The sequence below is a fragment of the Chryseobacterium sp. AG363 genome, assembly GCF_003610675.1.
Taxonomy (GTDB): Bacteria; Bacteroidota; Bacteroidia; order Flavobacteriales; family Weeksellaceae; genus Chryseobacterium; species Chryseobacterium cucumeris.
In genome coordinates this window covers 301,247-327,413 of record NZ_RAQF01000003.1, presented here as the reverse complement: position 1 = coordinate 327,413, position 26,167 = coordinate 301,247, and the positions used below count along the sequence as shown (strand labels likewise).

At 37.5% G+C, this 26,167-nt stretch carries 21 protein-coding genes; 19 read left to right on the top strand and 2 right to left on the bottom strand.

Annotated features, from left to right (window positions below; translation table 11 throughout):
- Position 1 precedes the first annotated feature (1 nt).
- The 4 genes from DEU39_RS14425 to DEU39_RS14410 all read left to right on the top strand — a co-directional run bounded on the left by DEU39_RS14425 (position 2) and on the right by DEU39_RS14410 (position 6,251).
- Entirely contained in the window at positions 2-2,380 is a 2,379-nt protein-coding gene (locus DEU39_RS14425) for a transglycosylase domain-containing protein (RefSeq protein ID WP_062673128.1), read from the top strand.
- A 75-nt stretch (positions 2,381-2,455) separates the two neighbouring features.
- The gene (locus DEU39_RS14420) at positions 2,456-3,997 is read left to right on the top strand and encodes a protein adenylyltransferase SelO (RefSeq protein WP_120232429.1); all 1,542 of its coding nucleotides are present in this window, start codon (positions 2,456-2,458) and stop codon (positions 3,995-3,997) included.
- An 86-nt stretch (positions 3,998-4,083) separates the two neighbouring features.
- Positions 4,084-4,899: a T9SS type A sorting domain-containing protein gene (locus DEU39_RS14415; RefSeq protein WP_120232428.1), complete on the top strand. Its 816-nt coding sequence runs from the start codon at positions 4,084-4,086 to the stop codon at positions 4,897-4,899.
- A 74-nt stretch (positions 4,900-4,973) separates the two neighbouring features.
- A complete protein-coding gene (locus DEU39_RS14410; RefSeq protein WP_228436789.1) occupies positions 4,974-6,251 on the top strand; it encodes a DUF6080 domain-containing protein in 1,278 nt (425 codons plus the stop codon).
- A 54-nt stretch (positions 6,252-6,305) separates the two neighbouring features.
- Here the strand turns inward: DEU39_RS14410 and DEU39_RS14405 are convergent, their stop codons facing one another.
- The gene (locus DEU39_RS14405; protein ID WP_062673122.1) at positions 6,306-6,863 is read right to left on the bottom strand and encodes a hypothetical protein; all 558 of its coding nucleotides are present in this window, start codon (positions 6,861-6,863) and stop codon (positions 6,306-6,308) included.
- A 184-nt stretch (positions 6,864-7,047) separates the two neighbouring features.
- On the opposite strand from DEU39_RS14405, the gene DEU39_RS14400 reads away from it, so the two are divergent.
- From DEU39_RS14400 to DEU39_RS14340, 13 genes are all read left to right on the top strand, one after another.
- The gene (locus tag DEU39_RS14400) at positions 7,048-8,406 is read left to right on the top strand and encodes a c-type cytochrome (protein WP_047426932.1); all 1,359 of its coding nucleotides are present in this window, start codon (positions 7,048-7,050) and stop codon (positions 8,404-8,406) included.
- A 23-nt stretch (positions 8,407-8,429) separates the two neighbouring features.
- The gene (locus DEU39_RS14395) at positions 8,430-11,492 is read left to right on the top strand and encodes a TAT-variant-translocated molybdopterin oxidoreductase (protein ID WP_120232427.1); all 3,063 of its coding nucleotides are present in this window, start codon (positions 8,430-8,432) and stop codon (positions 11,490-11,492) included.
- Positions 11,493-11,517: 25 nt separating this feature from the next.
- Complete coding sequence (gene nrfD / locus DEU39_RS14390; protein WP_034691792.1) at positions 11,518-12,915, top strand: NrfD/PsrC family molybdoenzyme membrane anchor subunit; 1,398 nt, start codon at positions 11,518-11,520, stop codon at positions 12,913-12,915.
- On the top strand, positions 12,902-13,423 hold the full coding sequence (locus DEU39_RS14385) for a DUF3341 domain-containing protein (protein ID WP_027371993.1): 522 nt from the start codon (positions 12,902-12,904) through the stop codon (positions 13,421-13,423). Before nrfD ends, DEU39_RS14385 begins: the two co-directional genes overlap by 14 nt.
- A 1-nt stretch (position 13,424) precedes the next feature.
- Positions 13,425-14,114 carry a c-type cytochrome gene (locus DEU39_RS14380; RefSeq protein WP_034691797.1) on the top strand — a complete coding sequence of 230 codons (690 nt, stop codon included), beginning with the start codon at positions 13,425-13,427 and terminating at the stop codon, positions 14,112-14,114.
- A gap of 8 nt (positions 14,115-14,122) precedes the next feature.
- A complete protein-coding gene (locus DEU39_RS14375; protein ID WP_034691800.1) occupies positions 14,123-15,454 on the top strand; it encodes a hypothetical protein in 1,332 nt (443 codons plus the stop codon).
- A gap of 115 nt (positions 15,455-15,569) precedes the next feature.
- On the top strand, positions 15,570-16,586 hold the full coding sequence (locus DEU39_RS14370; protein WP_120232426.1) for a hypothetical protein: 1,017 nt from the start codon (positions 15,570-15,572) through the stop codon (positions 16,584-16,586).
- Between the two features lie 116 nt (positions 16,587-16,702).
- A complete protein-coding gene (locus DEU39_RS14365; protein WP_120232425.1) occupies positions 16,703-17,902 on the top strand; it encodes a hypothetical protein in 1,200 nt (399 codons plus the stop codon).
- Positions 17,903-17,905: 3 nt separating this feature from the next.
- Positions 17,906-18,442 carry an adenine phosphoribosyltransferase gene (locus DEU39_RS14360; protein WP_120232424.1) on the top strand — a complete coding sequence of 179 codons (537 nt, stop codon included), beginning with the start codon at positions 17,906-17,908 and terminating at the stop codon, positions 18,440-18,442.
- 239 nt (positions 18,443-18,681) lie between these two features.
- Positions 18,682-19,389, top strand: a complete 708-nt coding sequence (locus tag DEU39_RS14355) for a hypothetical protein (protein ID WP_062673110.1) — start codon at positions 18,682-18,684, stop codon at positions 19,387-19,389.
- Between the two features lie 3 nt (positions 19,390-19,392).
- On the top strand, positions 19,393-19,911 hold the full coding sequence (ribH, locus tag DEU39_RS14350) for a 6,7-dimethyl-8-ribityllumazine synthase (RefSeq protein WP_034691815.1): 519 nt from the start codon (positions 19,393-19,395) through the stop codon (positions 19,909-19,911).
- Positions 19,912-20,079: 168 nt separating this feature from the next.
- Positions 20,080-22,158, top strand: a complete 2,079-nt coding sequence (locus DEU39_RS14345; RefSeq protein ID WP_120232423.1) for an alkaline phosphatase family protein — start codon at positions 20,080-20,082, stop codon at positions 22,156-22,158.
- 65 nt (positions 22,159-22,223) lie between these two features.
- The gene (locus DEU39_RS14340) at positions 22,224-23,087 is read left to right on the top strand and encodes a neutral zinc metallopeptidase (RefSeq protein WP_062673104.1); all 864 of its coding nucleotides are present in this window, start codon (positions 22,224-22,226) and stop codon (positions 23,085-23,087) included.
- 60 nt (positions 23,088-23,147) lie between these two features.
- On the opposite strand, the gene DEU39_RS14335 is transcribed toward DEU39_RS14340, so the two are convergent.
- A complete protein-coding gene (locus tag DEU39_RS14335) occupies positions 23,148-24,008 on the bottom strand; it encodes a GLPGLI family protein (RefSeq protein ID WP_120232422.1) in 861 nt (286 codons plus the stop codon).
- 296 nt (positions 24,009-24,304) lie between these two features.
- On the opposite strand from DEU39_RS14335, the gene DEU39_RS14330 reads away from it, so the two are divergent.
- Together DEU39_RS14330 and sufB are read left to right on the top strand one after the other, a co-directional pair.
- The gene (locus DEU39_RS14330) at positions 24,305-24,634 is read left to right on the top strand and encodes a HesB/IscA family protein (RefSeq protein WP_062673099.1); all 330 of its coding nucleotides are present in this window, start codon (positions 24,305-24,307) and stop codon (positions 24,632-24,634) included.
- An 83-nt stretch (positions 24,635-24,717) separates the two neighbouring features.
- Complete coding sequence (gene sufB, locus DEU39_RS14325; protein WP_120232421.1) at positions 24,718-26,166, top strand: Fe-S cluster assembly protein SufB; 1,449 nt, start codon at positions 24,718-24,720, stop codon at positions 26,164-26,166.
- Position 26,167 lies beyond the last annotated feature (1 nt).

The following is a 26,167-nucleotide window of genomic DNA, read 5'->3' as shown; positions in this document are numbered from 1 at the left end:
AATGGAAGAAAACAAAAAAAATACAGGAAATAAGGGGAAAACATTTCCTCTGCCTCCCAAGAAAAAGAAAGATACCTCCTGGAGAAAATGGGTTTCATTTATCTGGATCGGACTCATTGCGGTAGTTCTGGGAATTTCAGGGCTTTTCTTTTCGGTTTCTCAAGGATTCCTTGGGGAAATGCCTGATGTAAAAGAACTTGAAAATCCGGATATCTTTGTTGCTTCTGAGATCATTTCTTCAGACGGAGTAACTTTGGGTAAATTCGAAAAAGAAAAGACTCAACCAATTGTTTATAAAGATCTCCCTCCTTATCTTATTTATGCTCTACAGGCTAAAGAAGATGAGCGTTTTAAAGAACACTCAGGAATCGATTTGTACTCCGTTGCCAGAGCCGTAGCATATGGTGGTGGACGTGGTGGAGGCTCTACCATTACTCAACAGCTTGCCAAACTTCTTTTCACAGGAAATGCTTCTCAGAATAAAGTTCAGAGAGCATTCCAGAAACTGAAAGAATGGGTAGTAGCAGTAAGTCTTGAGAAAAGATACACCAAAGAAGAAATTATCACTCTTTATTTCAACAAGTTCGACTTCCTTTTCAATGCTAATGGTATTGAAATGGCTTCCAGAGTTTACTTTAACAAGAAAACGTCTGAACTTACATTACCGGAAGCTGCAACATTTGTAGCAATGCTTGAAAATCCAAGAAAAAACAATCCTTACAGATACCCTGAAAAGGCTAAAGAAAGAAGGAATGTTGTATTGGATCAAATGCAGAAAACCGGATACATTGATGCTGCAACTTATGAAAAAGCAGCCAGTACCCCGATTGAAGTAGACTTCCATCCTATCAAGAGTATCACTGATGGATATTCTGCTTATTACAAGTTCTATCTGAGAAAAGAGATTGACAAATATCTTGAAGCTCATGAAAAAGAAACCGGTAAAAAGCTTAACCTTTACAAGGACGGTCTAAAAATATATGTTACTCTTGATTCTAAAATGCAGAAATATGCTGAAGAGTCAATCAAAGAACACTTAACAGATCTTCAGAAGAGATTTGATGCAGAACAGAGAGGAAGAAAGAACAGACCTTTCTACTATCTTAATGATAAACAAATCAAGGACGTAATGGTTCAGGCGATGAAAAGAACCGGCCGTTACAAATTACTGAAAGCTGACGGAATGCCTGAGGATTCTATCATGATGGAGTTCAAAAAACCTATTAAAACTTCGCGATTCACGTGGGCAGGAGAAGAAGAGGTGGAAATGTCTCCATGGGATTCTATCAGATACCACAAACAAATTGCACAGGCAGGTTTGATGTCTATGGTTCCGGGAACCGGAGAAATCAAAGCTTGGGTAGGTGGTATAGACTGGCAGCACTTCCAATATGACCATATCAAGCAAGGTAAGAGACAGGTAGGATCTACATTCAAGCCTTTCGTATATGCTACTGCTATTATGAAACTTGGAATGACACCTTGTTCTGCTGTTTCTAACGGAACTTATGATCATAACGGATGGCATGTACCGGGAAGAGGTGGAATGCTTACTTTAAAAGATGCATTGGCACACTCTCAAAACCCTGTTGCTGCAAGACTTATTGAAATGACAGGAGTAGACGCTGTAATCCAGACGGCAAGAGATCTGGGAGTAACAGAAGATATTCCTAGAAACAATACCATTGCTTTAGGTTCATCAGACATCACGATTTACGAAATGCTAGGTGCTTACAGTACTTTTGCCAATTATGGTAATTACAACAAACCAGAGATGATCTGGAGAATTGAAGATGCCAACAGTAGAGTAATTAAAGAAGTAAACGTAGAGCCTAAAGAAGTAATGAACCCAATGTATGCCTACACCATGATTGAACTTATGAAAGGTGTTGCACAATACGGAACTGCTTCCGGAGAATTAGGAAGAAGAGGAATTTCAAAAGCTGTGGAAATTGCGGCTAAAACAGGAACAACTCAGAATAACTCCGATGGATGGTTTATGGGAATCACACCAAAACTGGCAACCGGAGCATGGGTTGGATGGGAAGACAGAGCAACCCACTTCTTTGGAACAGGTGAAGGTCAGGGTGCGAGAATGGCACTACCAATCTGGGCAATTTTCATGAAAAAAGTATGGGCTGATAAGAGCTTAGGAGTAACTCCTGATGACAAGTTTGTTAAACCTTCGGACTGGAAAGACGGATGCTCAAACCTTAAAGGACTAAGCGGAGGATATGGAGATGAAGGAAGTCTTCAGACGATCGATGAGATCAAAAATCCAAGGCCGGCAGATCCAACTCCAAAAAAACCAACGGAAAAGAAAGAGGACAACATCAATGAAAACCTTCATTCTAATGATGAAGTAGATTTCAATAAATAAATTCTCTTTTAGAAATACACAAGACCTTTCAATAATTTGAAAGGTCTTTTCTTTTTTAATTAATACCTTTGAAGGATGAATATCGAACGTATCAGACAGCCATTTATTGAAACTTTTCCTGGTGATTTTTCCAATAACCCTATGCAGAGAAACACTCCAAAAGTCTTATTTGCTACTATTAAGCCTGCAGGTTTTGATAAACCCGAATTGATTGCTTTTAACGAAGCTTTATCAGAAGAAATTGGCCTGGGAAAATATGAAGATGAAGACCTGAATTTTTTGGTTGGAAATAACCTTCCGGAAAACGTTCGAACATACGCCACAGCTTATGCAGGACATCAGTTCGGAAACTGGGCAGGACAGCTTGGAGATGGAAGAGCCATCCTTGCTGGTGAAATTACCAATGAGGCAGGAAAAAAGACCGAAATACAATGGAAAGGAGCCGGTGCTACTCCATATTCCAGACATGCTGATGGAAGAGCCGTATTAAGGTCTTCTGTACGCGAATATCTTATGAGTGAGGCCATGCATCATTTAGGTGTACCTACAACAAGAGCGCTTAGCCTTGCTTTTACGGGTGAAGATGTGATGCGCGATATCATGTACAGTGGAAATCCGCAGCTTGAAAAAGGTGCAGTGGTCATCAGAACTGCTGAAAGCTTTTTACGTTTCGGACATTTTGAACTTATGTCTGCCCAAAGAGAATACAACAATCTTCAGGAACTTGCCGATTTTACCATTGAAAATTATTATCCGGAAATTACAGCTACTGACAGTACGAAATACAGAGATTTCTTTGAAAATATCTGCACCCGAACGGCTAACTTAATGGCTGAATGGTTCAGAGTCGGTTTTGTACACGGAGTAATGAATACAGATAACATGTCAATTCTCGGATTAACCATTGATTACGGTCCCTATTCCATGATGGATGAATATGATTTGAATTTCACACCCAACACAACAGACCTTCCGGGAAGAAGATATGCATTCGGAAAACAGGGACAAATTGCTCAATGGAATCTTTGGCAGCTTGCCAATGCTCTTCATCCGTTAATCAAAGATGAAAAGTTTTTAGAAGATACTTTAAATAATTTCGGAACTTATTTTTGGGAAGCTCATGACCAGATGCTTTGTAAAAAGTTCGGTTTTGATCAGCTTCAAAAGGATGATGAAGAGTTTTTCACCAGCTGGCAGGGTCTTATGCAAGAACTTCAGTTAGATTACACCTTGTTTTTCAATCAACTGAAAAAAATAACCCAAGCCACAAATATATCAGAACATTTTAAAGATGTCTCTTATATTATCCTGAATGAAGAAAAGCTGGAAAAGCTAAATAGTTTCATCAAAAGATATGAAGCAAGAAAAGCTTTAAACTCTATTTCAGAAGAAGACTCTTTAGCTATGATGGAAAAGGCAAATCCAACATTTATACTCCGAAATTATCTTCTCTACGAATGCATTGAAGAGATCAGCAATGGCAAAAAAGAGATGCTGGAAAAGCTCATGAAAGCCCTCGGAAATCCATATCAGGAAATATACCCCGAGTTCTCCGCCAAAAGACCGTCTGGATATGATGATACTGCCGGATGTTCCACACTTTCATGCAGTTCGTAATTAACAAATATTCATAAAAAATTAAAAAACATGTAATTATTTTCATTTTTTTACTACATTTACTAACAACTTTAAACGTAAACCAAATGAAAACAAAATTACTATTCATTTCCCTAATCTCTTTTGTATTTGGGAATGCACAGATTCTCACAGAAACTTTTCAGGGTACGACATTTCCTCCAACAGGATGGACAACCGGAACAAATGTGGCTTCAAGACCTTGGGGATTTACCACTACCATATTTAATGCAACCGGACAAGCAACATTTAATATCACTGGTGGAAAATCTGCCGCTATAGGATGGATTGCCCAGGCACAGGACGCTCATTTAACAAGTCCTTCTTTCAGTTTGGTAGGAACAACAAGTCCGGTACTAAAGTTCAATGCTAAAATTGGATACGAATACATGGTTGATCCAAATCCTAACGGAGATTTAAAAGTAGAGGTCTCCACAGATGGAGGGACTACCTGGAATCAGGTATGGGTTGAAGAAAACTACGGAGTATATACGGATTATGAAACATTAGCAATTACCGTGAGCTTAGCTTCCTATGCAGGGCAGGCGAACGTTAAATTCAGATTCCGTTATGTTGCCAATGATGCAGATAGTCTTTCCATAGATGATGTACAGGTCTTAGCAAGTGCTACATTAGCTACTCAGGAAGCCAATGCTAAAGTTAAAGAGTTCACAAACATCTATCCAAACCCTACAAAAGGAGAAATCAATATAAAAACAGACAAAAAAATCAAATCTGCTACAGTAATTGATGCAAGTGGAAAATCTCTACTCAACAATACTTCAGAAAGATTGGATATTTCTTCGCTTCCAAAAGGAGTTTATCTATTAAAAGTAGACTTCTCAGACGGAACTTCCAAAACCGAGAAAGTAATCAAACAATAACAACGTTGATACAAACTTTTATAACCACCAATTTTGGTGGTTTTTTTATTTTACTTTTGCAAAAAATTTGACCCGTGTCTTTTATCAAAACAAAATTTATCAATTTTCTTAAACTGGTTTTCCCATCCACTTATACCGAACTGGCAGTATTTCTGTTTTTCATTGTCTGCTATGGAATTCTGGGATCTTATATTGCCCTTCATTACAGGATTATTTTTGACAGCAGAATTCCATGGGATGCCTATTTCAGCTTTGACAACAAATCTATCCTTATGACAGGAGGCAGCTTTGAGAGACACCCTTTATCTTACTATTTTTTTAACTGGATAAGAGAATTTTCGTTATTTATTTCAGGAGGAAAAATGGATGCTAATTTCAGGCTTACTCTGGCATGGCTCAGTAATATCATCATCACATTGAACATTGTTCAGGTATTTAAATATCTAAAGAATATCATTCAGCTTCCTTTATGGTTAAGCCTTTTAATCATCCTATTCTTTGGGGCTTTTTCCACTAATATCATCTTGTCTTTTACGCCGGAGAACTTTACCTATACCTTATTTTTACTATCGCTATACAACTACTATGCGGCAATCAAACTAAGGAAAGAAGAGAAAATACCAGCAACAGCCTTATCATTGGCTGGGATTACTATCGGAGGGCTTACTATTACCAACTTTGTAAAAGTTTTCATTCCTCTTATTTTTGAGAAAGGCATTTTTACAAGCTGGAAGAAGTTCGGAAATGCAACATTAAGGGCAATAATTGCGGTTATTTGTTTTATCCTGCTTTATCTGAACAGAATCGATTTTAAATATCAGAATATCTTTTCAAAAACCAATCAGCAATATGAAAAGTTTTCCAATGTAGAATCTATGCCGACATGGGATATGATTCTTTCATTTTTCTTTGGCGGGAATATTCTTTTCCCCAGCTTCATCATGTCGGACAAGCACAATATGAAAGGGTTCAATTTCAAAGGACTTTATATGGATCTTTATTCATCTGCCATTCCTTACTTTTTCGTAGCAATATTATTAATCCTGATAAGTTGGAGTTATTTTAAAAATTTCAAGAATAAATGGGTCCAGATCATTACTATTTCATTTGCAGTTGATATCATCATCCATTGCGTGATGAGATTTGGTCTTCATACTTCCTACATCTACGGAGGACATTTTGTTTTTGTCTATCCTTTGCTTGTAGGATGGCTCTTTTTTGCGTACAGATCATCACCGAAAATGATGTCATTTTTAACATTCATTGTGGCAATATTATTTACTTATCTGCTGATCAACAATATCTTTAGAATGGCAGAATTCTTCTGGTTTATGGAAAATTATTATCAATAAAAAAAGCTGAGAAATTTCTCAGCTTTTTGTTCTTTATATTGAAATAAATTCTTCTTATTTCGCCTCGGCACAGAAAATTCTATACTGTACTGCAACTGCAGATTTAAAGTATTCTCTGATTTTCGAAAGATCACTGGCGGCACTTTGTTTTGTGAAATAACTTCCAGCTAAAATCTTATAATTTGGTCTTAAAGAAGCATCGGTCTCCACTTTCAGATTCGGGAATCTTTTTCTGAAATAAGACTTCACCTCATTAGCCTCCTCATTACTTTTTACCGTTGTAATCTGGATTTTGAACCCTAAAATTCTAGGATTTTTCTTACAGATTTCAGCATTGGTAAGCTCTCTGCTCGGTACAAAGATCTTAGGTGGTTTTGTATTGATTCCTGTAGAAATTCCACTATCATTATTACCGAAATCTTTAGGAGAATTTGTTGGAGTAACTTTCGCACACTTTCCTTCAATTCCTTCCAAAGCAGCATTTATTTTGGAATCCATTGTCATAATAAGCTCTGTTCCCGACAGGGTATCCTTTTTAACAACTTGTTGTGCTTCAATATTATAAAATCCAAATAATGATAATATCGAAAATATTTTGATTAGATTTCTCATTTAAACTTGTTTCCGCAAATTTATACAAATTAAAAAACTATACCAAACTGGTTATTTAGAATCAATACAAATTAAACGTAAATGATATTTTCCCTTTTCGATATACCGTTAAATTCCTGTTAAAAATATTATTTTTGCGGAATTGATTGAATGTTCAATAATTTACTAACATAAGATAATTTAAATGATTAGTTGGAGAAAGCATTATAAAAAAACGTTGATCGCAATAGGCTTATTGCTATCAACCAGTGCTTCATTTTACGGGCAAGACGGCGATCCTAAAAACGGAGAGAAACTTTTCAAAGCGAATTGTACTGCATGTCACGCGCTGGACAAACAAGTTGTAGGACCACCTCTAAAAGGGGTTGTAGAACGTGTAAAGACAGAAGGTGGTGTAGACAAAGATTGGCTTCACAAGTGGATCAAAGACAACAAAGCTCTAAGAGCTTCTGGGGATAAATACGCCAATGAGATTTTTGAAAAGTTTAACAAGACTGAAATGCAGGTCTTTCCAAATCTTACAGATAAGGATATTGACGACATTTTAGCTTTCACAACTAACCCTCCTGCTCCGGAGGAGAAAAAACCGGAAGCAACTCCTGCAACTGACGCTACTGCGGCAGCTCCTGCAGACAAAACTACAACAAACGTTGTCATCATTTCACTTTTAGCGATCGCAGGTTTACTGGTTTGGATCTTGGTTAAGCTAAGACAATTGGTAAAACTAGGTCAGTCTGAAGATTTAGCTGGACTTAATGAAACAAGAGTTCGTTCTTTCAGTGAAATGTATGAGAAGTTCCACTTCATTGGTAAAGGTTTATTGGCAATCCTTGCTATTTTAGCCGCTTACGGAGTATGGAACTGGTTAATGTGGATCGGGGTTTACAAAGGGTACAAACCTGAGCAACCTATCTACTTCTCTCACAAAATTCACGCCGGAGAACAGAAAATTGACTGTCAGTTATGTCACTCTAGTGCTAAATACGGAAAAGTATCTGAAATTCCTTCTATGAACGTTTGTATGAACTGTCACAGAACGATTTCTGAATACAACGCAGATCACTACATGGAGCCAGGAAAAGACAAGGCATTCTATGACGGAGAAATTCAGAAGATCTACGCTGCAACAGGTTGGGATCCTGCAAAACAACAGTATACAGGAAAAACACAACCGGTTGAATGGACAAGAATCCACAACATGCCAGACTTCGTTTACTTCAACCACTCACAGCACGTAATTGCTGGAGAACAAGCGATCATCAATTCTTTCAACAAAAAGAATCCTAACAACAAAATTGATGTTGTATGTAAAGCTTGTCACGGTAAAATTGATACAATGAATGTTGTTCAGATGGCTAACGACTTTACTATGGGATGGTGTATCGAGTGCCACAGAACGACTGAAGTTGATATGAACAACGGTTATAATAAAGAGTACTTCAAAAATCTACATGACAAGTTGAAAAAACAATATCCTCAAGATGGAGGTAAGATCACTGTAGATGCAATTGGAGGTCTTGAGTGTGGTAAATGTCATTATTAATAACTAAAAAATTAGAAGTATAAATGGCTTCAAACAAAATACAATTCAGAAGTATTCATGAACTTAAAGATCCAGCTTTGAATAATAAGCTGGCTCAGAAAGAGTTTCAGGAAGAAATTCCGGTAGAAGATTTCCTTGGAGATGCTGAGAAAAACGGATCTAGTACTTCAAGAAGAGATTTCCTTAAATTACTAGGGTTCTCTACAGCAGCAGTTACATTAGCTGCCTGCGAAGCTCCGGTAATCAAAACGATTCCTTATGTGGTAAAGCCGCATGATATTATTCCGGGAATCCCTAATTATTACGCTTCAACTTATTTTGACGGTTTCGACTTTGCTAGTGTTTTAGTAAAAACCCGTGAAGGTAGACCTATCAAAATTGAACCCAACCCGGCTGGTGGCGATTTAGGTAAAACTAACGCAAGAGCTCAGGCAAGTGTACTTTCTCTTTATGATAACGATAAAGTAAAGCAGCCTAAACTAGACGGTAAAGATGAAACTTTCGATAAAGTAGACAGTTTCGTTATCAAAGGGTTGGAAGAAGCTAAAGCGTCAGGCAAAAAGATTGTGGTTTTATCACACTCTTTTCCTTCACCAACTTTCAAAAAGTTATTCGCTGAATTCAAAGCTAAATATCCTACAGCAGAATTAGTAACTTATGATGCATTCCCTTACTCTGCAGGATTAGATGCAGCACAGGAAGTATTCGGACAAAGAGCATTACCTGTTTATGACCTTAACGGTTCTGAATTGGTAGTTTCTTTCCAGGCTGATTTCTTAGGAGATTATAACGCTTCAAGCTTAGAGACTTCTTATGCAGCAGCTAGAAAACCAGGAGCAAGCATGTTGAGACACATTCAGGTGGAGTCTAACATGTCATTAACTGGAGCTAACGCTGACTCGAGATACAGATTAAAACCAAGTGCTGTAAACAAAACTTTAGTGGAAGTTTACAATGCAATCGTAGGTGGTGGTACTACTGATAAGGCTGCAACTGAAATTGCTAATGAATTGAAAGCAAAAGGAAGCAAAGCTGTTGTTTTCGCTGACGGTTCTAAAGGAGCACAGGTTTTAGCACACTTAATCAACCAAAAATTAGGTTCAGTAGCTTTCACAGGTAAGGCAAACTTCCTTAAAGAATTCAACGCTGCTAAATACCAGGAATTCTTAGGATGGGTAAACGGTGGACAAGTTGGTGTATTGATTACAAACAACGTAGACCCTATCTACTCTCATCCAAAAGGAGAAGATTTCAAAAAATCGTTATCAAAAGTTCCTTACGTAGTTGCTGTAGCAGATAAGAAAAATGAAATGTACAAAGCAGCGAAAGCTGTTATTCCGGTAGCGAACTGGTTAGAGTCTTGGGGAGATATCGAACCACAGACTGGTGTATATTCATTAATGCAGCCAACAATTCAGAAAATCTACAAATCAAGACAGATTGAAGAATCTTTATTGGTTTGGAAGAATGGTAAAAACAATGCAGCAAACAACTACTACGATTATTTAAAAGCAAGCTCTGCTTCTCTTTTAGGTGGTACTTCTTTCAACAAAGCATTGTACAACGGTATCAACGCTTCTACCAACGCAACTACTTTAGCTTATGCAGGAGGAAACGCTGCTCAGGCTGTTGCTGAACTAGGAAACTTTAAAGCTTCTGAATTAGAATTAGTATTATACACTAAGACTTCAATGGGAGACGGTACTCAGGCAAACAACCCTTGGTTACAAGAGTTACCTGACCCAATCACAAGAATGTCTTGGGATAACTACCTTACAATTTCTCCTAAAGATGCAGAGAAATTTGCAATTGACAACGATCTTAACGCGAGAATGCAGTTAGATGGTTCTATTGTAAACCTTACTGTAAACGGAGTTAAAATAGAAAACGTTCCTGTATTCGTACAACCAGGACAAGCCGAAGGATCTGTAGGTCTTGCACTTGGTTATGGTAAGAAAAACTCAGGAGCAACTGCTGATACTGGAGTAAATGCTTATCCTTTATTTGACGGCTCTAACCTTGTGCTTTCAGGTGTTAAAATTGAGAAAACAGGAGAAGATCACGAGTTCGCAGGTATCCAGCTTCAAAATACATTGATGGGTCGTTATGAAATCGCGAAGGAAGTTCCTTTGGCAGATTTCATCAACGTAGCTTTCGATGATGAACACAAAGGATGGAACAAACCTTTGGAATACCACACGATCAGCGGAGCACTTCCAGCGAGAAAAATCGACCTTTGGGATGCTTTTGATGATACAGATGGTCCTCACTTCAACTTATCTATCGACCTGAACTCTTGTACTGGTTGTGGAGCATGTATTATTGCTTGTCAGGCAGAAAACAACGTTCCTGTAGTAGGGAAAGAAGAAGTAAGAATGTCCAGAGATATGTACTGGTTAAGAATTGACCGTTACTATTCTTCAAGACAAACGGTAGAAGTATACGAAGGATTGAAAGAAGGAATGGCTGTACCAGAATTATACGGTACTGCATTCAACAAAGAAGGAGGTGCATTAAACCACCCTGCAGACAACCCGGATGTAATCTTCCAGCCAGTAATGTGTCAGCACTGTAACCACGCTCCATGTGAAACTGTATGTCCGGTAGCGGCTACTTCACACGGTAAGCAAGGTCAAAACCATATGGCTTACAACAGATGTATCGGTACCAGATATTGTGCAAACAACTGTCCGTACAAAGTAAGACGTTTCAACTGGTTTACTTATAACCTAAATGACAAGTTCGATTTCAACATGAACAACGATTTAGGAAGAATGGTACTTAACCCGGATGTAGTTGTAAGAACTAGAGGGGTAATGGAGAAATGTTCAATGTGTATCCAAATGACTCAGAATACTATTCTTGAGGCTAAGAAAGAAGGAAGAAGAGTGAAGGATGGAGAATTCCAGACTGCTTGTTCTAAAGCTTGTTCTACTGGAGCAATGACATTTGGAGACATGAATGATAAAGATTCTTCAATTAGAAAGCAGTATGCATCTAACAGAAGATATTATTTACTAGAGGAGATCGGAACAAAACCAAACGTGTTCTATCACACTAAAGTAAGAAACAGAGTAGAAAAATAAAGTTTAAATAATAAATAGGTAAAAAATGTCAGGACATTACGAAGCTCCGATAAGGGAACCTCTAATTATTGGTCACAAAACTTATCACGATATTACAGAAGATATCGCACGACCTATCGAAGAAAGAGCAGGTAAATTATGGTGGATCTCATTATATGCTGCACTAGTTCTATTCCTCTATGGATTCGGCTGTATCGCTTACACTATCGGGACAGGTATTGGAGCATGGGGGCTTAACAGAACTATTAACTGGGGTTGGGATATTACCAACTTCGTATGGTGGGTAGGTATCGGTCACGCCGGGACCCTAATCTCCGCAGTATTATTATTATTTAGACAGAGATGGAGAATGTCTGTAAACAGATCAGCAGAGGCGATGACGATCTTTGCGGTTGTACAGGCAGCAATCTTCCCTGTAATCCACATGGGTAGAGTTTGGGTTGGATACTGGGTATTCCCTTTACCAAACCAATTCGGTTCTCTTTGGGGGAACTTCAACTCTCCTCTACTTTGGGACGTATTTGCGATCTCTACGTATTTCTCAGTATCAACTGTATTCTGGTTTATGGGACTTATCCCTGACTTTGCAATGATCAGAGATAGAGCTAAAACTCCTTGGACTAAGAAAATTTATACATTCCTTGCATTCGGTTGGGGTGGTAAAGCAAAACACTGGCAAAGATTTGAAGAACTTTCTTTGGTTCTTGCAGGTTTGGCAACTCCACTTGTATTCTCAGTACACACTACCGTATCATTTGACTTCGCAACTTCAGTAATTAAAGGATGGCACTCAACAATCTATCCTCCTTACTTCGTTGCTGGTGCAATCTTCTCAGGATTTGCAATGGTACAGACCCTATTGTTGGTTGCAAGAAAAGTGTGTCACTTAGAAGAGTATATTACAATGTATCATATCGAAATTATGAACATCGTAATCATCTTAACCGGTGGTATGGTAACTGTAGCTTACGCAACTGAATATTTCATCGGATGGTACTCAGGATCTAGATTCGAAGATTTCACATATCTTTCTCCGGGTGCTGCTGTAGGACCTTACTGGTGGGCATTCTGGTCATTGATCATCTGTAACCTTGTTATTCCTGCTTCTTTCTGGTTCAAGAGACTAAGAACGAACATTATCTGGACATTCATCGTTGCATTGATCATCAACATCGGTATGTGGTTCGAGCGTTTTGATATCATCGTTATCAACCTTTCAAGAGACTACTTACCAGGATCATGGACAATGTTTAAGCCAACGATCATTGATGTGGGTGTATACTTAGGAACGATCGGATTCTTCTCTGTATTATTCTTATTATATGCAAGAACATTCCCTGTAATTGCACAGGCTGAATTAAAATCGATTTTGAAAATCTCAGGTGAAACTTATAAAGCAAAAGAAGGAGATGAGCACCACTAAAATTGTATACGGACTTTATGCTGACGACGACGATTTAATGAACGGCGTTAAAGCATTCAACGATAAAGGAATCGCAATTAACGAAGTTTATACTCCGTTTCCGGTTCACGGACTAGACAAAGCTTTAGGTTTAAAGAAAACTAGAATTTCTGATGCCGCTTTCATCTATGCTTGTTATGGTGTAACTATTGGTGCTACTCTTACCTGGTACGTGATGAATCACGACTGGCCTCAGAATATCGGTGGTAAACCAGCTTTTGACTGGGGACACAACATGCCGGCATTCGTAGTTCCAATGTTCGAATTAATGGTATTCTGTGCTGCTCACATGATGTCTTTAACTTTCTTAGTTAGAAACAAAATGTATCCAGGAGCTCCAGCTCAGAACCCGGACCCAAGAACGACTGATGATAAATTCATGATGGAATTCGTAACTGAAGATGTAGAATCTGTAAAACAGTTGCTTATTGAAACTGGAGTTGAAGAAATAACTGTTAAAGACGCTTAAAATGAAAAAGAATGTATTAAAAATTACAGCGGTTTTAGGTTTAACAACAGTTTTACTTAACTCTTGCGGACCAAAGGAGAATACTCCGTTGGTATATTTCCCGGACATGTATTTTCCGGTAGCTTATGATCCATTGATGAAAGCTCAGGATGCTTATTCAGATCATGAAAATGAAATTCCTGCTTTTGTTAAAAATAATGGTGCAACAGGTCTTTCTCCGGTTGAAGGATCAGTTCCTCAGAATAAAGACGGAGTTTTTGAAGAAAGCTTATTACCTAAGAATGTTGACGAGTACAACGCAGGGTATGAAGCATCTAAAAAACTTACAGCATCTCCTTTGAACCCAGCTAATGCAGCTAAGGATCTTGAAAGAGGTAAAATACTGTTTGATCACACTTGTGCTGCATGTCACGGTACAGGAGGTGATGGACAAGGACCTATCGTTCAAAGTGGAGCATTCTCTGGAGTACCCAACTATGCTGATAGAGAAATTACTGTAGGATCTGTTCATTATGTATTAACAAACGGTAGAAATGCCATGGGATCTTATGCGGGACAATTGAACGCAGGAGACAGATGGAGAGTAGCAATGTATGTGATGAGTGCTTTCAAAAAAGGAGCAGCAGCACCGGCAGCAGCTACAGCGGCGGCACCAGCAACAACTGAAACGACTACCGAAACTAAAAAATAAGAAAAGAAATGTATAGTTTTTCACCAAAATTAAAATCAACTTCTATAATACTTCTTGTTGTAGGTTTAGTTCTTTTCGGTATTGGTTTCTTTTTGAACAAAGGAATATCTACTGAGAAAATAGAACAAATGATGGAAGCTGTTCATGCTTCAGGTCATACTGCTCCTACACACTCAAGTGAAATGGTTGGACCTCAGGATCACGCGGCTCACCTTGAGCACGCTACATTGCAGGTACATAACCAGCCTTTAGCAGCAATACATTTTGTAGCTGTATTTTTCTTTGGAGTAAGCTGCTGCGTATTATTCTTCTATTCTATTCAGCACGCTGCCCATGCAGGATGGCCAATCATCATTACAAGAGTAATGGAAGCTATTGCTTCTTATATTCCTTACGGTGGTGCAATCCTGGTAATCCTGATGATCTTAAACATCACTCATAATGGTCACTTATTCCACTGGATGGACCCTGAATTGACAAACCCGGATTCTCCGCATTTTGATGTGATCTTATTTGAAAAGAAAAAATTCTTAAATATTCCTTTCTATGCAGTAAGAACTTTAATCTATGTGATTGGTGCTTCTTTCTTCGCTTGGAAATTGAAAGCTCAATCTAAGAAAGTAGATGAAACGAAATCTAAAGTAGAGTATCAAATGCTTTACAGATGGGCAGTAGGATATATTGCATTCTTCGGATTTGCTTCTGCAGCTTGGGCTTGGGACTGGTTAATGTCTATTGACCCTCACTGGTATTCTACAATGTATATCTGGTATTCAATGGTTAGCTGCCTTTCAAGTGGTATTGCTGTAATCATCCTATTAAGTGTTTACCTTAAGAAAAATGGTTTCTTACCACAGTTCAATGATAACCACTTACACGATTTAGGAGTATTCCTTTTCGCTACAAGTATGCTTTGGACATATACATGGTTCGCTCAGTTCATGTTGTACTGGTATGCCAACGTTCCGGAAGAGGTTAACTACTTCTTCGGTAGATTCCAGCACTACTCTCCTACTTTCTTACCGATGTTGATCATCAACTTCTTATTACCACTATTGGTATTAGTAAGCAGCAGCATCAAGAGAAACTACAAAGTAGTTACTACAATGGCAGTAGTAGTAATCTTAGGACACATCTTAGATTACTTCAACATGGTAATGCCAGGAACAGTAGGACCATACTGGAACACTCCTGAAGTATTCCTGTTAATCCTAGGAGCAATCCTATTCGTAGCTGGATTATTTATGTTTACTGTACTTTCAGCTTTATCTAAACTGAAGTTGATTCCTACAGGAAACCCATTCTTACACGAATCTGAAATTTATGAGTATCCTTTCTAAGGACTTGTAACAAAATAAAATTATAAAAGACTGATTGTTAAAACGATCAGTCTTTTTTTATGTATATCAGGTAACTCGTCGCCATTGATGGGATCAACAATTAAAAAAACTTACTATGAAAACCAAACTTTTCCTTTACACATTCTTTCTTTTTTTATATAGTTTTATTTCTGCACAGACCATCACTTTCGTTTCTGAAAAAAATAGTGATCCCCTTCCCAGGGTTTCAGTGTTTGGGAAAGATGGAACTATTCTGGCATACTCAGATATTGAAGGCAAGATTGACAAACAATCATTATCTCCCTCGCAGGAAAAGTTTCAGCTTGTCTATAATAATTTTCCTGTTGCCACCTTATCATATTCCGATTTTGACCAGCCCATTATTAAAATCAATGATCAGGTAAAAGAGATTGAAACCGTAGTTATCAAAAATAACAAACCTGCCAAATACATTTTTATCAAAGGAAATTTTAATGCTTACGTGACCGTAAATAATAAACTGAATAGTTATACCGATGGAATTGTAACCTATATTTTTGACAACAAAACAAAAAAGCTAAAAAGTACAAACGTGGAACAATACAGGGTTTTCAGATTGACAGAACCTAAAAACGAGAAGAAAGAAACTTCATCATGGGATTATGGAAATTCTCTACAGATTCCAAAACTTAAAAATGTAGGAAATCCGGAAGAATATAAAACAAAAAGAAATATCATCAGAGAATTGAAAGGCGATCGTAAAGATCAGATTGAGGTGACAGGTGGAGCACTTCAGGAAAAAGAATTTTCATTTTTCGGATATCGATTTTATGATATCAGAACCATTTTGAATATGTCCTTTGAAAAAGGATCAGAAAAGACATTGAAAGATTTTCTTGAATACAATGAACTTGTTTTTGTTAAGCTTAAACACAAAAGCGAACCCGAATACAATCAGATTGCCGTTTACACAAATTTCTATCCTACAGAACTTAGCTTTAACAACGACAATGATATTGAAAAAGTAAAATTTGATAAAGAAAACAGTAATTACAAAACTTCTTACTGGCAGGATTCTTCATTCCCGAATATGCAGACCATCTTCAGCAATTTTTTCAAAGGAGACTTAAAAGAACAACCCCAAAAAAAGTAAAAATATAGGATTATGGCTATTATGAAAAAGAAATAAAACAAGCCATAAAACATAAAGTGAAAATAAAATCCAGTATTAATAAAGGTTTTATTAAATTTGCAACAAACCAAATAAAAATGAAAAAGTTTTCTTTTCTACTTGTTTTCAGTCTGTTGCTTTTTACAGCATGTAAGAAAGATCATGTAGATGCTACGAATACTAAAACACTGCAGTCAAGTATCAATGATATGACTTCCAGTTTACCTACCATTAAGCAGATTAAGTTTAATGAAGCTCTTTATATCCTTAAAACATTTGGAGTAGAGGCAGACGGTGATATCAATGAGCTAAAAGCCCTTGGAAAACTGATTAACGGAAAGAAAGTTCCTGAAATCATGTCTTTGGCTGACGAAGTGGCTCAGAAAAACGGAATAGAATGGGCAAGTACTGCCCCACCATCACTTGGAGAGATGAATATCTTCGGGGATGATAAAGCTAAAGAAAGCGATCCTAACGATGTGAAAGCCGGATCACTAAGCCTTGTGACAAGACCTATGGGAGATGACGGAACCGGAGCACCTACAGCAATCCAGATTGTTCCAAGACTTGTAGATGCAGCCGGAAACCCTGTATCTTTCACAGGAGCTGGCCTTGAAGCCACTCTTGAAGTCTTCAGTAACGGTGTAAGATTGGCTACTGCTAAAAACCTTATGCAGGATAATAACTTTAAAGGATTCAATTTAAAGTTCTCTTCTATCCCTGCTTCAAAAGTAGTAGATAATAAAATTGATATCACGGTTTCTGTAAAAACAACTGCCAAGACTTTCAAAATGTCTAAAATCGGGCTTGATGTCAATGCAGCAGCTCTAAAAGTTCCTGCCATCCCAAAAACTGATTCGACAGCGGTGACAGAACAACCAAGCGCAGTGATAGATCCAAACAATCCAACAGCAACTCCTGCAGCAACTACGGACCCTGCAACAGCTACTCCTGCAACACCAGCTGCACCAAAGCAGCCTACTGCAGACCCTAAAAATACAGTAAGTAAGTTCCTGAACAGTGTGAGTTCTCAAAACTTAAAAGCAGCATACGAAACAGCCAGTAATCCAAGCTGGGGAAGTTATGAATCTTTCTCAAATCCTACTTCAGGCTTTGGATCTGTAAAAAATGTAAATGTAAAAAACATTACGACAAGTGGAGCTAATGCTAATAGTGCGAGCGTAAACGCTACTTATGATGTAACGGATAAAAGTGGGAAGACAACTTCTTTAAAAGTAACTTTCGGGCTTAAAAATGTAAATGGAGACTGGAAAATTTCCAGCTATAAAATCAATTAATAAATGGCTTCAGCAGAACTGATCAAAAGATTAGAAGAAACAATTGAAAATATCCCTGATTTTCCGATTCCGGGAATCCAGTTTAAGGATATTTCACCTATCTTTTTAGACCCAAAACTTTACGAAGATGTCATTGCAGACCTTGTTGCATTCAGTAAAGGAAAAATAGATGCAGTCTGCGGAATTGAAAGCCGCGGTTACCTTTTTGGAATCGCTATCGCTGTAGCATTGGAAGTACCATTTATTCTAATCAGAAAAGCAGGAAAACTTCCACCGCCAATTATTTCAGAAAAGTATGATCTGGAATATGGAAGTGCCGTTATTGAAACCCGTGAAGGCCAGATAAAACCTGGACAAAGAGTTTTAATCCATGATGATCTGTTAGCCACGGGAGGAACTACTGAAGCAGCAGCAAAATTGGTAGAAAAGCAAGGAGCAATTGTTTCACAGTTTAGTTTCCTTATCGGTTTGCAAGGCTTGAAGGGTGATGAAAAACTGAAAAAATTCGGTGCAGAGGTCTACCATATTTTAGGATACTAAGATTTAATATATATGCTTCATATATGCTTCGACAGGTTCAGCATGACAACGCTAATCATTTACTGTGAGATTAGAACAAGCAGTATCAGAAGTATCATGCTGAGCATCTCGAAGCATCTTTTTTTAATAAATTCATCATTCACCATTAACAATTCACAAGATTTCGTCAATAATACTCACAAAGTATTTTGTAAATCTCTCAGAAACAATTAAATTTGCATTTCAATTTTTAAAAACTTATGGCAAAATTGGGAAAGAGTGCTCAGAACGAGCAAGAAGGTAAAGAAACAGTTGAGTTCTTTAAAGACCTTGACAGAGAGGCTTTAAACACTGAAAGATTTGTTGAAAAATATTCAAAGCCGCTTGGTTTTGTATTTGGAGCTTTGATTTTAGGAGTTTTAGGATTCTTTGCTTATAAGCAATTTGTAATTGCTCCAAAGAACACTGAGGCTGTAAAAAGTTTCCTTGCTGCTCAAAAAAATCTTACGGAAGGTAAAGATAAAGATGCCTTAGGTGGAAAATCTGCAGCTAATCCAGGTTTTATAGGTACAGCTAATGAATATTCTTCTACTGAAATTGGTAAACTTTCTGCTTACAATGCTGGTTTATTAAAATTCAAAGAAGGAAAATTCCAGGAAGCATATGATCTTTTGGATAAATTCTCTTCCAAAAACAAAACCTTGATGGCAATGAAGTATGGAGCAATGGCTGATGCAAAATCAGGTCTTAACAAAAATGATGAAGCTCTGTCTTTATTAGATCAGGCTGCTACAGCATCTGATGATCCTTATACAACGTATTATTTTACAAGAAAAGCAGGTATTGTTGCTTTAGGATTAAAGAAAAATGCAGAAGCTAAAAAATACTTCTCTGCAATTGACGAGAAATATCAGGACTACGACAACGGAATGTCTGATTCTTATATCGAAATGACTAAATATTATTAAAAAATGGCAACAGTTAATCTATCCGATTACAAGCCACTTCATATAACTAATGCCGAAGATTTTTCTATCGGCATTGTTTTTTCTGAGTGGAATGATTTTGTAACTTACAATCTTCGTGATGCAGCTTTGGAAATCCTTGAAAAAGAAGGGGTAAAACCTGAAAACATCAAACTTTTCCCTGTACCAGGAGCTTTCGAATTAAGCTATGCTAGTATGCAGCTTTGCAAAGAGAGAAAATATGATGCAGTAATTTCTATCGGATGTGTGATCCGTGGGGAAACTCCACATTTTGACTATGTATGCTCTGCAGTAGCGCAGGGAATCAAAGACTGTAACATCATGACGGACACCCCTACTATTTTCTGTGTATTAACAGATGATAACAAAGAACAATCTATTGCAAGAAGCGGTGGAGATCTTGGAAACAAAGGGGTGGAAGCAGCAGTTACAGCGCTAAGAATGATTGACTTCAAAAAGAAATTATCTGATAAAAAGGGGAATATCGGTTTTGGACATTCTTAACTTTTTATTCACTTTAACAATATAAAGGGACTATTTTTAATAGTCCCTTTTTTATTAGTATATAAATAATTCATAAATCTTATTAATAAAAAGGATGTTTTTCTTTTTTTCCGTCAAAAGTTCCCTACAAAAACTATCTTTGTGAAAATTAATAAAGACAGACAATACATGTTTTTAAAAAAAATAAAACCCTTCTTGTATTTAGGAATTTTCTATCTTATTATTTCGTTGATAATAAGAACAGTATTCTTTTTTCATCCTATTACTACTGCTAGTTTTGGATTTTTCGAAGTCGTAAAAGTTTTGCTGATAGGTCTGGTGAATGACATTTTTGTTTTCATACTGGCCAGTTCCATTCTCGCTCTTTACTTCCTCTTTCTTTCCAATTCAAAATATAAAAAACCTTACGGACACATTATTCTGAGTGCTCTGGTTCTATTCTTCCTTTATATATGGCTTGTGCCGAACAATATTTTCAAGCAGTATGGAGGTTCCATCATGGAAATAGCCCTTGTTTTCGTAGGGATAAAAACTCTTTTCTTTGGATTGATGCTTTTCCTTCCTACTCAAAGGATAAAAATACGTAACACATTATATTTCATCACATTATTATTATACGTTCTTCTGATCATTTTCAACGGAGTCAGTGAATACTTCTTCTATAATGAATTTGGAGTTCGTTATAATTTTATTGCTGTAGACTATCTTATTTATACCAATGAGGTGATTGGGAATATCATGGAAAGTTACCCTGTAATTCCATTGTTTTCTGCCATCATGCTTGTTACCCTTACCATCACGTGGTTCATTTATAAGAAAACAAAAGATGAATTGCTGGAACTTCCGGACTTTAAACAAAAAATGGTTCTTCTGGGCAGTTTTATGGTACTTTGCGCGTTGAGTGCACTGGCCATACCGTCTTTGATGCAAATCAAATCTGACAATGTTTTCGCAGACGAAATTGAAGCCAACGGACTTCCTAAGTTCTACTGGGCATTTACTCATAATGAGCTTGATTACTTCCAGTTCTACTCGCAGATTAACCAGCAGCAGGCCGAGAAGAATTTTTTAAGCCAGTACCCACAGCATACTTTATCAAGAGCTGTCGTTGCGGAGCAGCCTGAAGTGAAGAAAAATGTAGTATTGATCTCCATTGAAAGTCTTTCTGCAGATTTCATGGAACATTATGGCAATACCCAAAAAATCACTCCTTTCCTGGACAGTCTTGCTGATAAATCACTCATGTTTACCAATCTGTATGCAACCGGAAACAGAACGGTACGCGGACTGGAAGCTTTGACATTATGTATTCCTCCTACAGCAGGAGAAAGTATCATCAAGAGAGATGACAATAAGAATAAATTCACAACCGGAAGTGTTTTTAAATCCAAAGGATATGATGTTAAATTTTTATATGGCGGATACAGCTATTTCGATAATATGCAGGACTTCTTCGGAGGGAACGGCTATGGAATTGTAGACAGAAACAACTTTAAACCTGAAGAAATCACTTTTGCCAATGTTTGGGGTGTTGCTGATGAAGATATGGCAAGAAAAGCTATTCAGGTGATGAATGCCGAAGCCAAATCAGGAAAACCATTTTTCAATCACTGGATGACGGTTTCCAACCACAGACCTTTTACTTATCCTGACGGAAGAATTGATATTCCGGGAACGGCAAAATCCCGTGAAGGCGGTGTAAAATATACGGATTACTCTCTTAAGCTGTTCTTTGATATGGCTAAGAAACAGGATTGGTATAAAAATACAGTTTTTGTGATCATCGCAGACCACTGTGCATCCAGTGCGGGAAAAACGGAACTTCCGATGGATAAATACAGAATTCCTGCGATGGTATTTTCTGAAGGATTTATTCAGCCTCAGAAATTTGATGCGCTGATGTCGCAGATCGATATAATGCCAACCGTTTTGGGATTATTAAACTTCAGCTATCAGTCTAAATTCCTGGGTCAGGATGTGTTCAAACCGGAATTCCAGCCTAAAGCTTATGTGGCAACCTATCAGGATCTTGGATTTATCAAAGGTGAACGTTTGACCATTATTTCGCCGGTAAAAAAGGTAAAACAATATTCTTTGGAACTGGAAAAAAGCGATTTGAAACCGGAATTTAAACTGTATTACAACGAGAAATTATTAAAAAATCCAGATCAGAAACTGGTGGATGATGCTGTATCAGCTTATCAGTCTACTTCTTACTGGCTCAAAACAAAACAACTCAACAGATAAATATCTAAATATTTTCGCTCATAATCTGGCGTAAAATATTTAAATTAACCCATAAATTTATTAGTATGAAATGGACAGACGACAGAGGCGGAAACGTTGATGACCGCCGTGGTTCAGGAGGCGGAAGTGGCGGTATGATTGTAGGAGGCGGACTCGGAACTTTAATTATAGCAGCCATCGTATTCTTTTTGGGAGGTGACCCATCCGGCATTTTGAATTCTGGCGGCATGCAGTCTTCAGGAAATTCCGGGGAACAGAGAGAGCTTACAGCCGATGAAAAACAAGTTGGAGAAATGGTTGATATGATGGCCAAATGGAATATTCTTACCTGGGATCAGATTTTTAAGGAAAATGGAATGACTTACAGTGCTCCTCAGGTAGTTCTTTTCGAAAATACAACATCTTCAGCATGTGGTACTGCTCAATCTGCTATGGGACCATTCTATTGTCCGGCAGATCAGAAAGTCTATATGGATATGAGTTTTTTTGGTGAACTTCAGCAAAAATTCGGCGCTAAAGTAACAGAATTTACAGTAGCTTATGTTCTTGCACATGAAGTAGGACACCATGTTCAGACCCTTTTGGGAACTACACAGAAAGTAGATGCGTTAAGAAGAAGCGGAAGATATTCCGAAGAGCAGATGAACAGAGTATCCGTAGCTACAGAATTACAGGCTGATTTCTATGCCGGAGTATGGGCAAAAAGAACCAATGACAGCAAACATATTCTGGAACCAGGAGATATTGAGTCTGCCATAGATGCTGCCGAAGCGGTTGGCGATGATAATATTCAGAAAAGAGCACAGGGATATGTGAATCAGGAAAGTTTTACTCACGGCTCTTCTGCACAGCGTAAAGAATGGTTTATGAAAGGTTACAACACCGGAGATATCAGACAGGGTGATACTTTCAACCAGCTATTAAAATAGTTTTTATCAAAAATTATAATGATATAAAAAAGCGGTCTTGACTTAAGACCGCTTTTTTATTTATTGCAATTCGATCGGATTTGAATTTTTCTTAGCCTCTTCTTTCACCCTTTCTTCCATTCTTTTTCTCATATCGGCAGGATTTTGATTTCCGCCGCCGGGACCTCTTCCGCCTCCGCCTATTCTTATTGTATTAGAAAATCCACCTTGTCCACCTCCACTTTGGCTCATAAACGACATTGGATCAGCTTTAAATTTTTGCTGCTGCTTGATATAATCTGTTCTTTTTACTTTCAAAGTATTTCCAAACTGGTTCAAAGCCGGAAACTCAGCAATTTTATAGTTTTTCATGAGATCAAAAGAATAATCTCCTTTATCATCTTCCACTTTTACAATCAGTCCCGGAAGTCCACCGAACTTATAAGGTCCGTCCTGATAAGGCAGGTCAGTTGTAAACCACGCCGTCCATTTTCTTCCACCAAAATCAGTTTCAGCTTTCTGAACTTTATACTCGCCTATTTTTCTCGTTTCTGACTCTATTTTCCAGTTCAGTGGTCTGTCTTCTTCATATGAATAAATATCACGCCCAATTCTGTCTTTGAAATAAGTCTTTTGATTTGTTTTATCTTTTTCAATGGAATAGCTGATATTTGTTCTCAATCCTTCCATCTGATCTCTGTTGATGCTTGCTCTTCCGCCTCCGCTCTGAAATGCTTTTTGCATAATAGAATCTCTTTTGATTCTGTTTTCAGAATAAAACACTGATTTTTCCGGAGAAATATCCAGATAAGCATTTTCAGTCTTGATATCTGTTTTATTTTCCGCATCAGGCTTCATCGTCACCTGATATACGAATCTGTTGGTTTGTGCAGAAACATTCTGTATAAAGAACGCCAATGCGATAATACCTATTTTTTTCATTTATATTTTTATTTATTGAGCATTATCAAAAGAAAGACTTATTGTATCTATTTTTTGACAAGTTTTCTCCTTTATTGCTTCATTATATATCTTCTTTATAGATTCAAAATATGATTCAAGGTTAAAATTATAAATAAAACCTTAACAGTAAACGGCTTAGTTTATCTTTTTTTAACATAATTTATCCTCGCAGAAATAGCTATTAATATCAGAATCATTAAAATAGATATCTTCGATTTGAGATTGCGGAAATTAGTTCGTATTTTTGCATCATTAAATCATTCTAAATAAATACAATGATAAAAGTATCAGACCATGCAAAGGAGAAAGCCATCCAGTTAATGACGGAAGATGGTTTTAACCCTGCTGAAGATTATATAAGAGTAGGGGTAAAAAGCGGCGGATGCTCTGGTTTAGAGTATGTTTTAAAGTTTGACAACGAAAAAACAGACACAGATCAGATTTTTGAAGATAATAACATTAAAATTATTATAGATAAAAAATCCATCCTTTATTTAGCAGGAACAACTCTTGAGTATTCAGGAGGATTGAACGGAAAAGGGTTTGTTTTTAACAACCCGAATGCATCCAGAACATGTGGATGCGGGGAATCATTTAGTCTTTAGAGAAAAGACATTAGATCCTAGATTTCAGACCTCAGAGCTACTCTGGATTTTGAAATCTAAAATCTGAAATCTAAAAAAAAGTAATGAGTAAATATACAGAAGACGATCTAAGAGTCGATCTAGAAAATAAAAAATATGAATTCGGTTGGGAGACGAAGATTGATTATGAAGACTTCCCGACTGGTTTAAACGAGGACATCATCCGTGCGATCTCTGCTAAAAAAGAAGAGCCGGAATGGATGACTGAATGGCGATTGGAATCTTTCAAAATCTGGCAGAAAATGGTAGAGCCTGAGTGGGCTAATATCAAATATGAAAAACCAGATTTTCAGGCAATCCGTTACTATGCTGCTCCAAAAGTAAAGCCTGAACTGGCAAGCCTTGACGAAGTAGATCCTGAACTATTGAAAACATTCGAAAAGCTAGGGATTAATATCGAAGAGCAAAAAAGACTTTCAGGAGTTGCTGTAGATATCGTAATGGACTCAGTTTCTGTGAAAACCACTTTCCAGGATACACTGGCAGAAAAAGGAATTATTTTCTGCTCGATCTCTGAGGCTATTAAAAACCACCCTGATTTGGTAAGAAAATATCTTGGAAAAGTAGTTCCGAGAGGAGATAACTTTTATGCAGCATTGAATTCCGCAGTATTTTCTGACGGAAGTTTCTGTTATATTCCTAAAGGAGTAAAATGCCCGATGGAACTTTCTACTTATTTCCGTATCAACCAGGCAGGAACAGGACAGTTTGAAAGAACGCTTCTTGTAGCTGATGAAGGAAGTTATGTCTCTTATCTTGAAGGATGTACAGCACCGTCAAGAGATGAAAACCAGCTTCACGCAGCGGTTGTAGAGCTTATCGCTTTAGACAATGCTGAAATTAAATATTCAACGGTACAGAACTGGTATCCTGGTAATGAAGAAGGTAAAGGAGGTGTATTCAACTTTGTAACGAAGAGAGGACTTTGCGAAAGAAATGCAAAAATCTCCTGGACACAGGTTGAAACAGGTTCAGCAGTAACGTGGAAATATCCGTCTTGTATCCTTAAAGGAGACAATTCTATCGGAGAGTTCTACTCTATTGCGGTTACCAACAACCACCAGTATGCAGATACAGGTACAAAGATGATCCACATCGGAAAGAATACCAAATCAACGATTATTTCAAAAGGTATTTCTGCCGGAAAATCTCAAAACTCATACAGAGGACTGGTAAAAGTAATGCCTTCTGCAAAAGGAGCAAGAAACTTCTCGCAGTGTGACTCTCTGTTGATGGGTAATGAATGTGGAGCACATACTTTCCCTTATATTGAAATTAAAGATCCTACGGCACAGTTAGAGCACGAGGCAACCACTTCAAAAATCGGGGAAGATCAGATTTTCTACTGTAACCAGAGAGGTATTGATACAGAAAGAGCAATCGCTCTGATTGTGAATGGTTTCAGTAAAGAAGTTTTGAACAAGCTTCCGATGGAATTTGCCATTGAAGCACAAAAATTACTGGAAATTTCATTAGAAGGTTCAGTAGGATAGA

Coding starts and splice junctions, on each gene's coding strand:
- DEU39_RS14425 (WP_062673128.1), top strand. CDS start 2: ATGGAAGAAAACAAAAAAAATACAGGAAATAAGGGGAAAACATTTCCT.
- DEU39_RS14420 (WP_120232429.1), top strand. CDS start 2,456: ATGAATATCGAACGTATCAGACAGCCATTTATTGAAACTTTTCCTGGT.
- DEU39_RS14415 (WP_120232428.1), top strand. CDS start 4,084: ATGAAAACAAAATTACTATTCATTTCCCTAATCTCTTTTGTATTTGGG.
- DEU39_RS14405 (WP_062673122.1), bottom strand. CDS start 6,863: ATGAGAAATCTAATCAAAATATTTTCGATATTATCATTATTTGGATTT.
- DEU39_RS14400 (WP_047426932.1), top strand. CDS start 7,048: ATGATTAGTTGGAGAAAGCATTATAAAAAAACGTTGATCGCAATAGGC.
- DEU39_RS14395 (WP_120232427.1), top strand. CDS start 8,430: ATGGCTTCAAACAAAATACAATTCAGAAGTATTCATGAACTTAAAGAT.
- nrfD (WP_034691792.1), top strand. CDS start 11,518: ATGTCAGGACATTACGAAGCTCCGATAAGGGAACCTCTAATTATTGGT.
- DEU39_RS14385 (WP_027371993.1), top strand. CDS start 12,902: ATGAGCACCACTAAAATTGTATACGGACTTTATGCTGACGACGACGAT.
- DEU39_RS14380 (WP_034691797.1), top strand. CDS start 13,425: ATGAAAAAGAATGTATTAAAAATTACAGCGGTTTTAGGTTTAACAACA.
- DEU39_RS14375 (WP_034691800.1), top strand. CDS start 14,123: ATGTATAGTTTTTCACCAAAATTAAAATCAACTTCTATAATACTTCTT.
- DEU39_RS14370 (WP_120232426.1), top strand. CDS start 15,570: ATGAAAACCAAACTTTTCCTTTACACATTCTTTCTTTTTTTATATAGT.
- DEU39_RS14365 (WP_120232425.1), top strand. CDS start 16,703: ATGAAAAAGTTTTCTTTTCTACTTGTTTTCAGTCTGTTGCTTTTTACA.
- DEU39_RS14360 (WP_120232424.1), top strand. CDS start 17,906: ATGGCTTCAGCAGAACTGATCAAAAGATTAGAAGAAACAATTGAAAAT.
- DEU39_RS14355 (WP_062673110.1), top strand. CDS start 18,682: ATGGCAAAATTGGGAAAGAGTGCTCAGAACGAGCAAGAAGGTAAAGAA.
- ribH (WP_034691815.1), top strand. CDS start 19,393: ATGGCAACAGTTAATCTATCCGATTACAAGCCACTTCATATAACTAAT.
- DEU39_RS14345 (WP_120232423.1), top strand. CDS start 20,080: ATGTTTTTAAAAAAAATAAAACCCTTCTTGTATTTAGGAATTTTCTAT.
- DEU39_RS14340 (WP_062673104.1), top strand. CDS start 22,224: ATGAAATGGACAGACGACAGAGGCGGAAACGTTGATGACCGCCGTGGT.
- DEU39_RS14335 (WP_120232422.1), bottom strand. CDS start 24,008: ATGAAAAAAATAGGTATTATCGCATTGGCGTTCTTTATACAGAATGTT.
- DEU39_RS14330 (WP_062673099.1), top strand. CDS start 24,305: ATGATAAAAGTATCAGACCATGCAAAGGAGAAAGCCATCCAGTTAATG.
- sufB (WP_120232421.1), top strand. CDS start 24,718: ATGAGTAAATATACAGAAGACGATCTAAGAGTCGATCTAGAAAATAAA.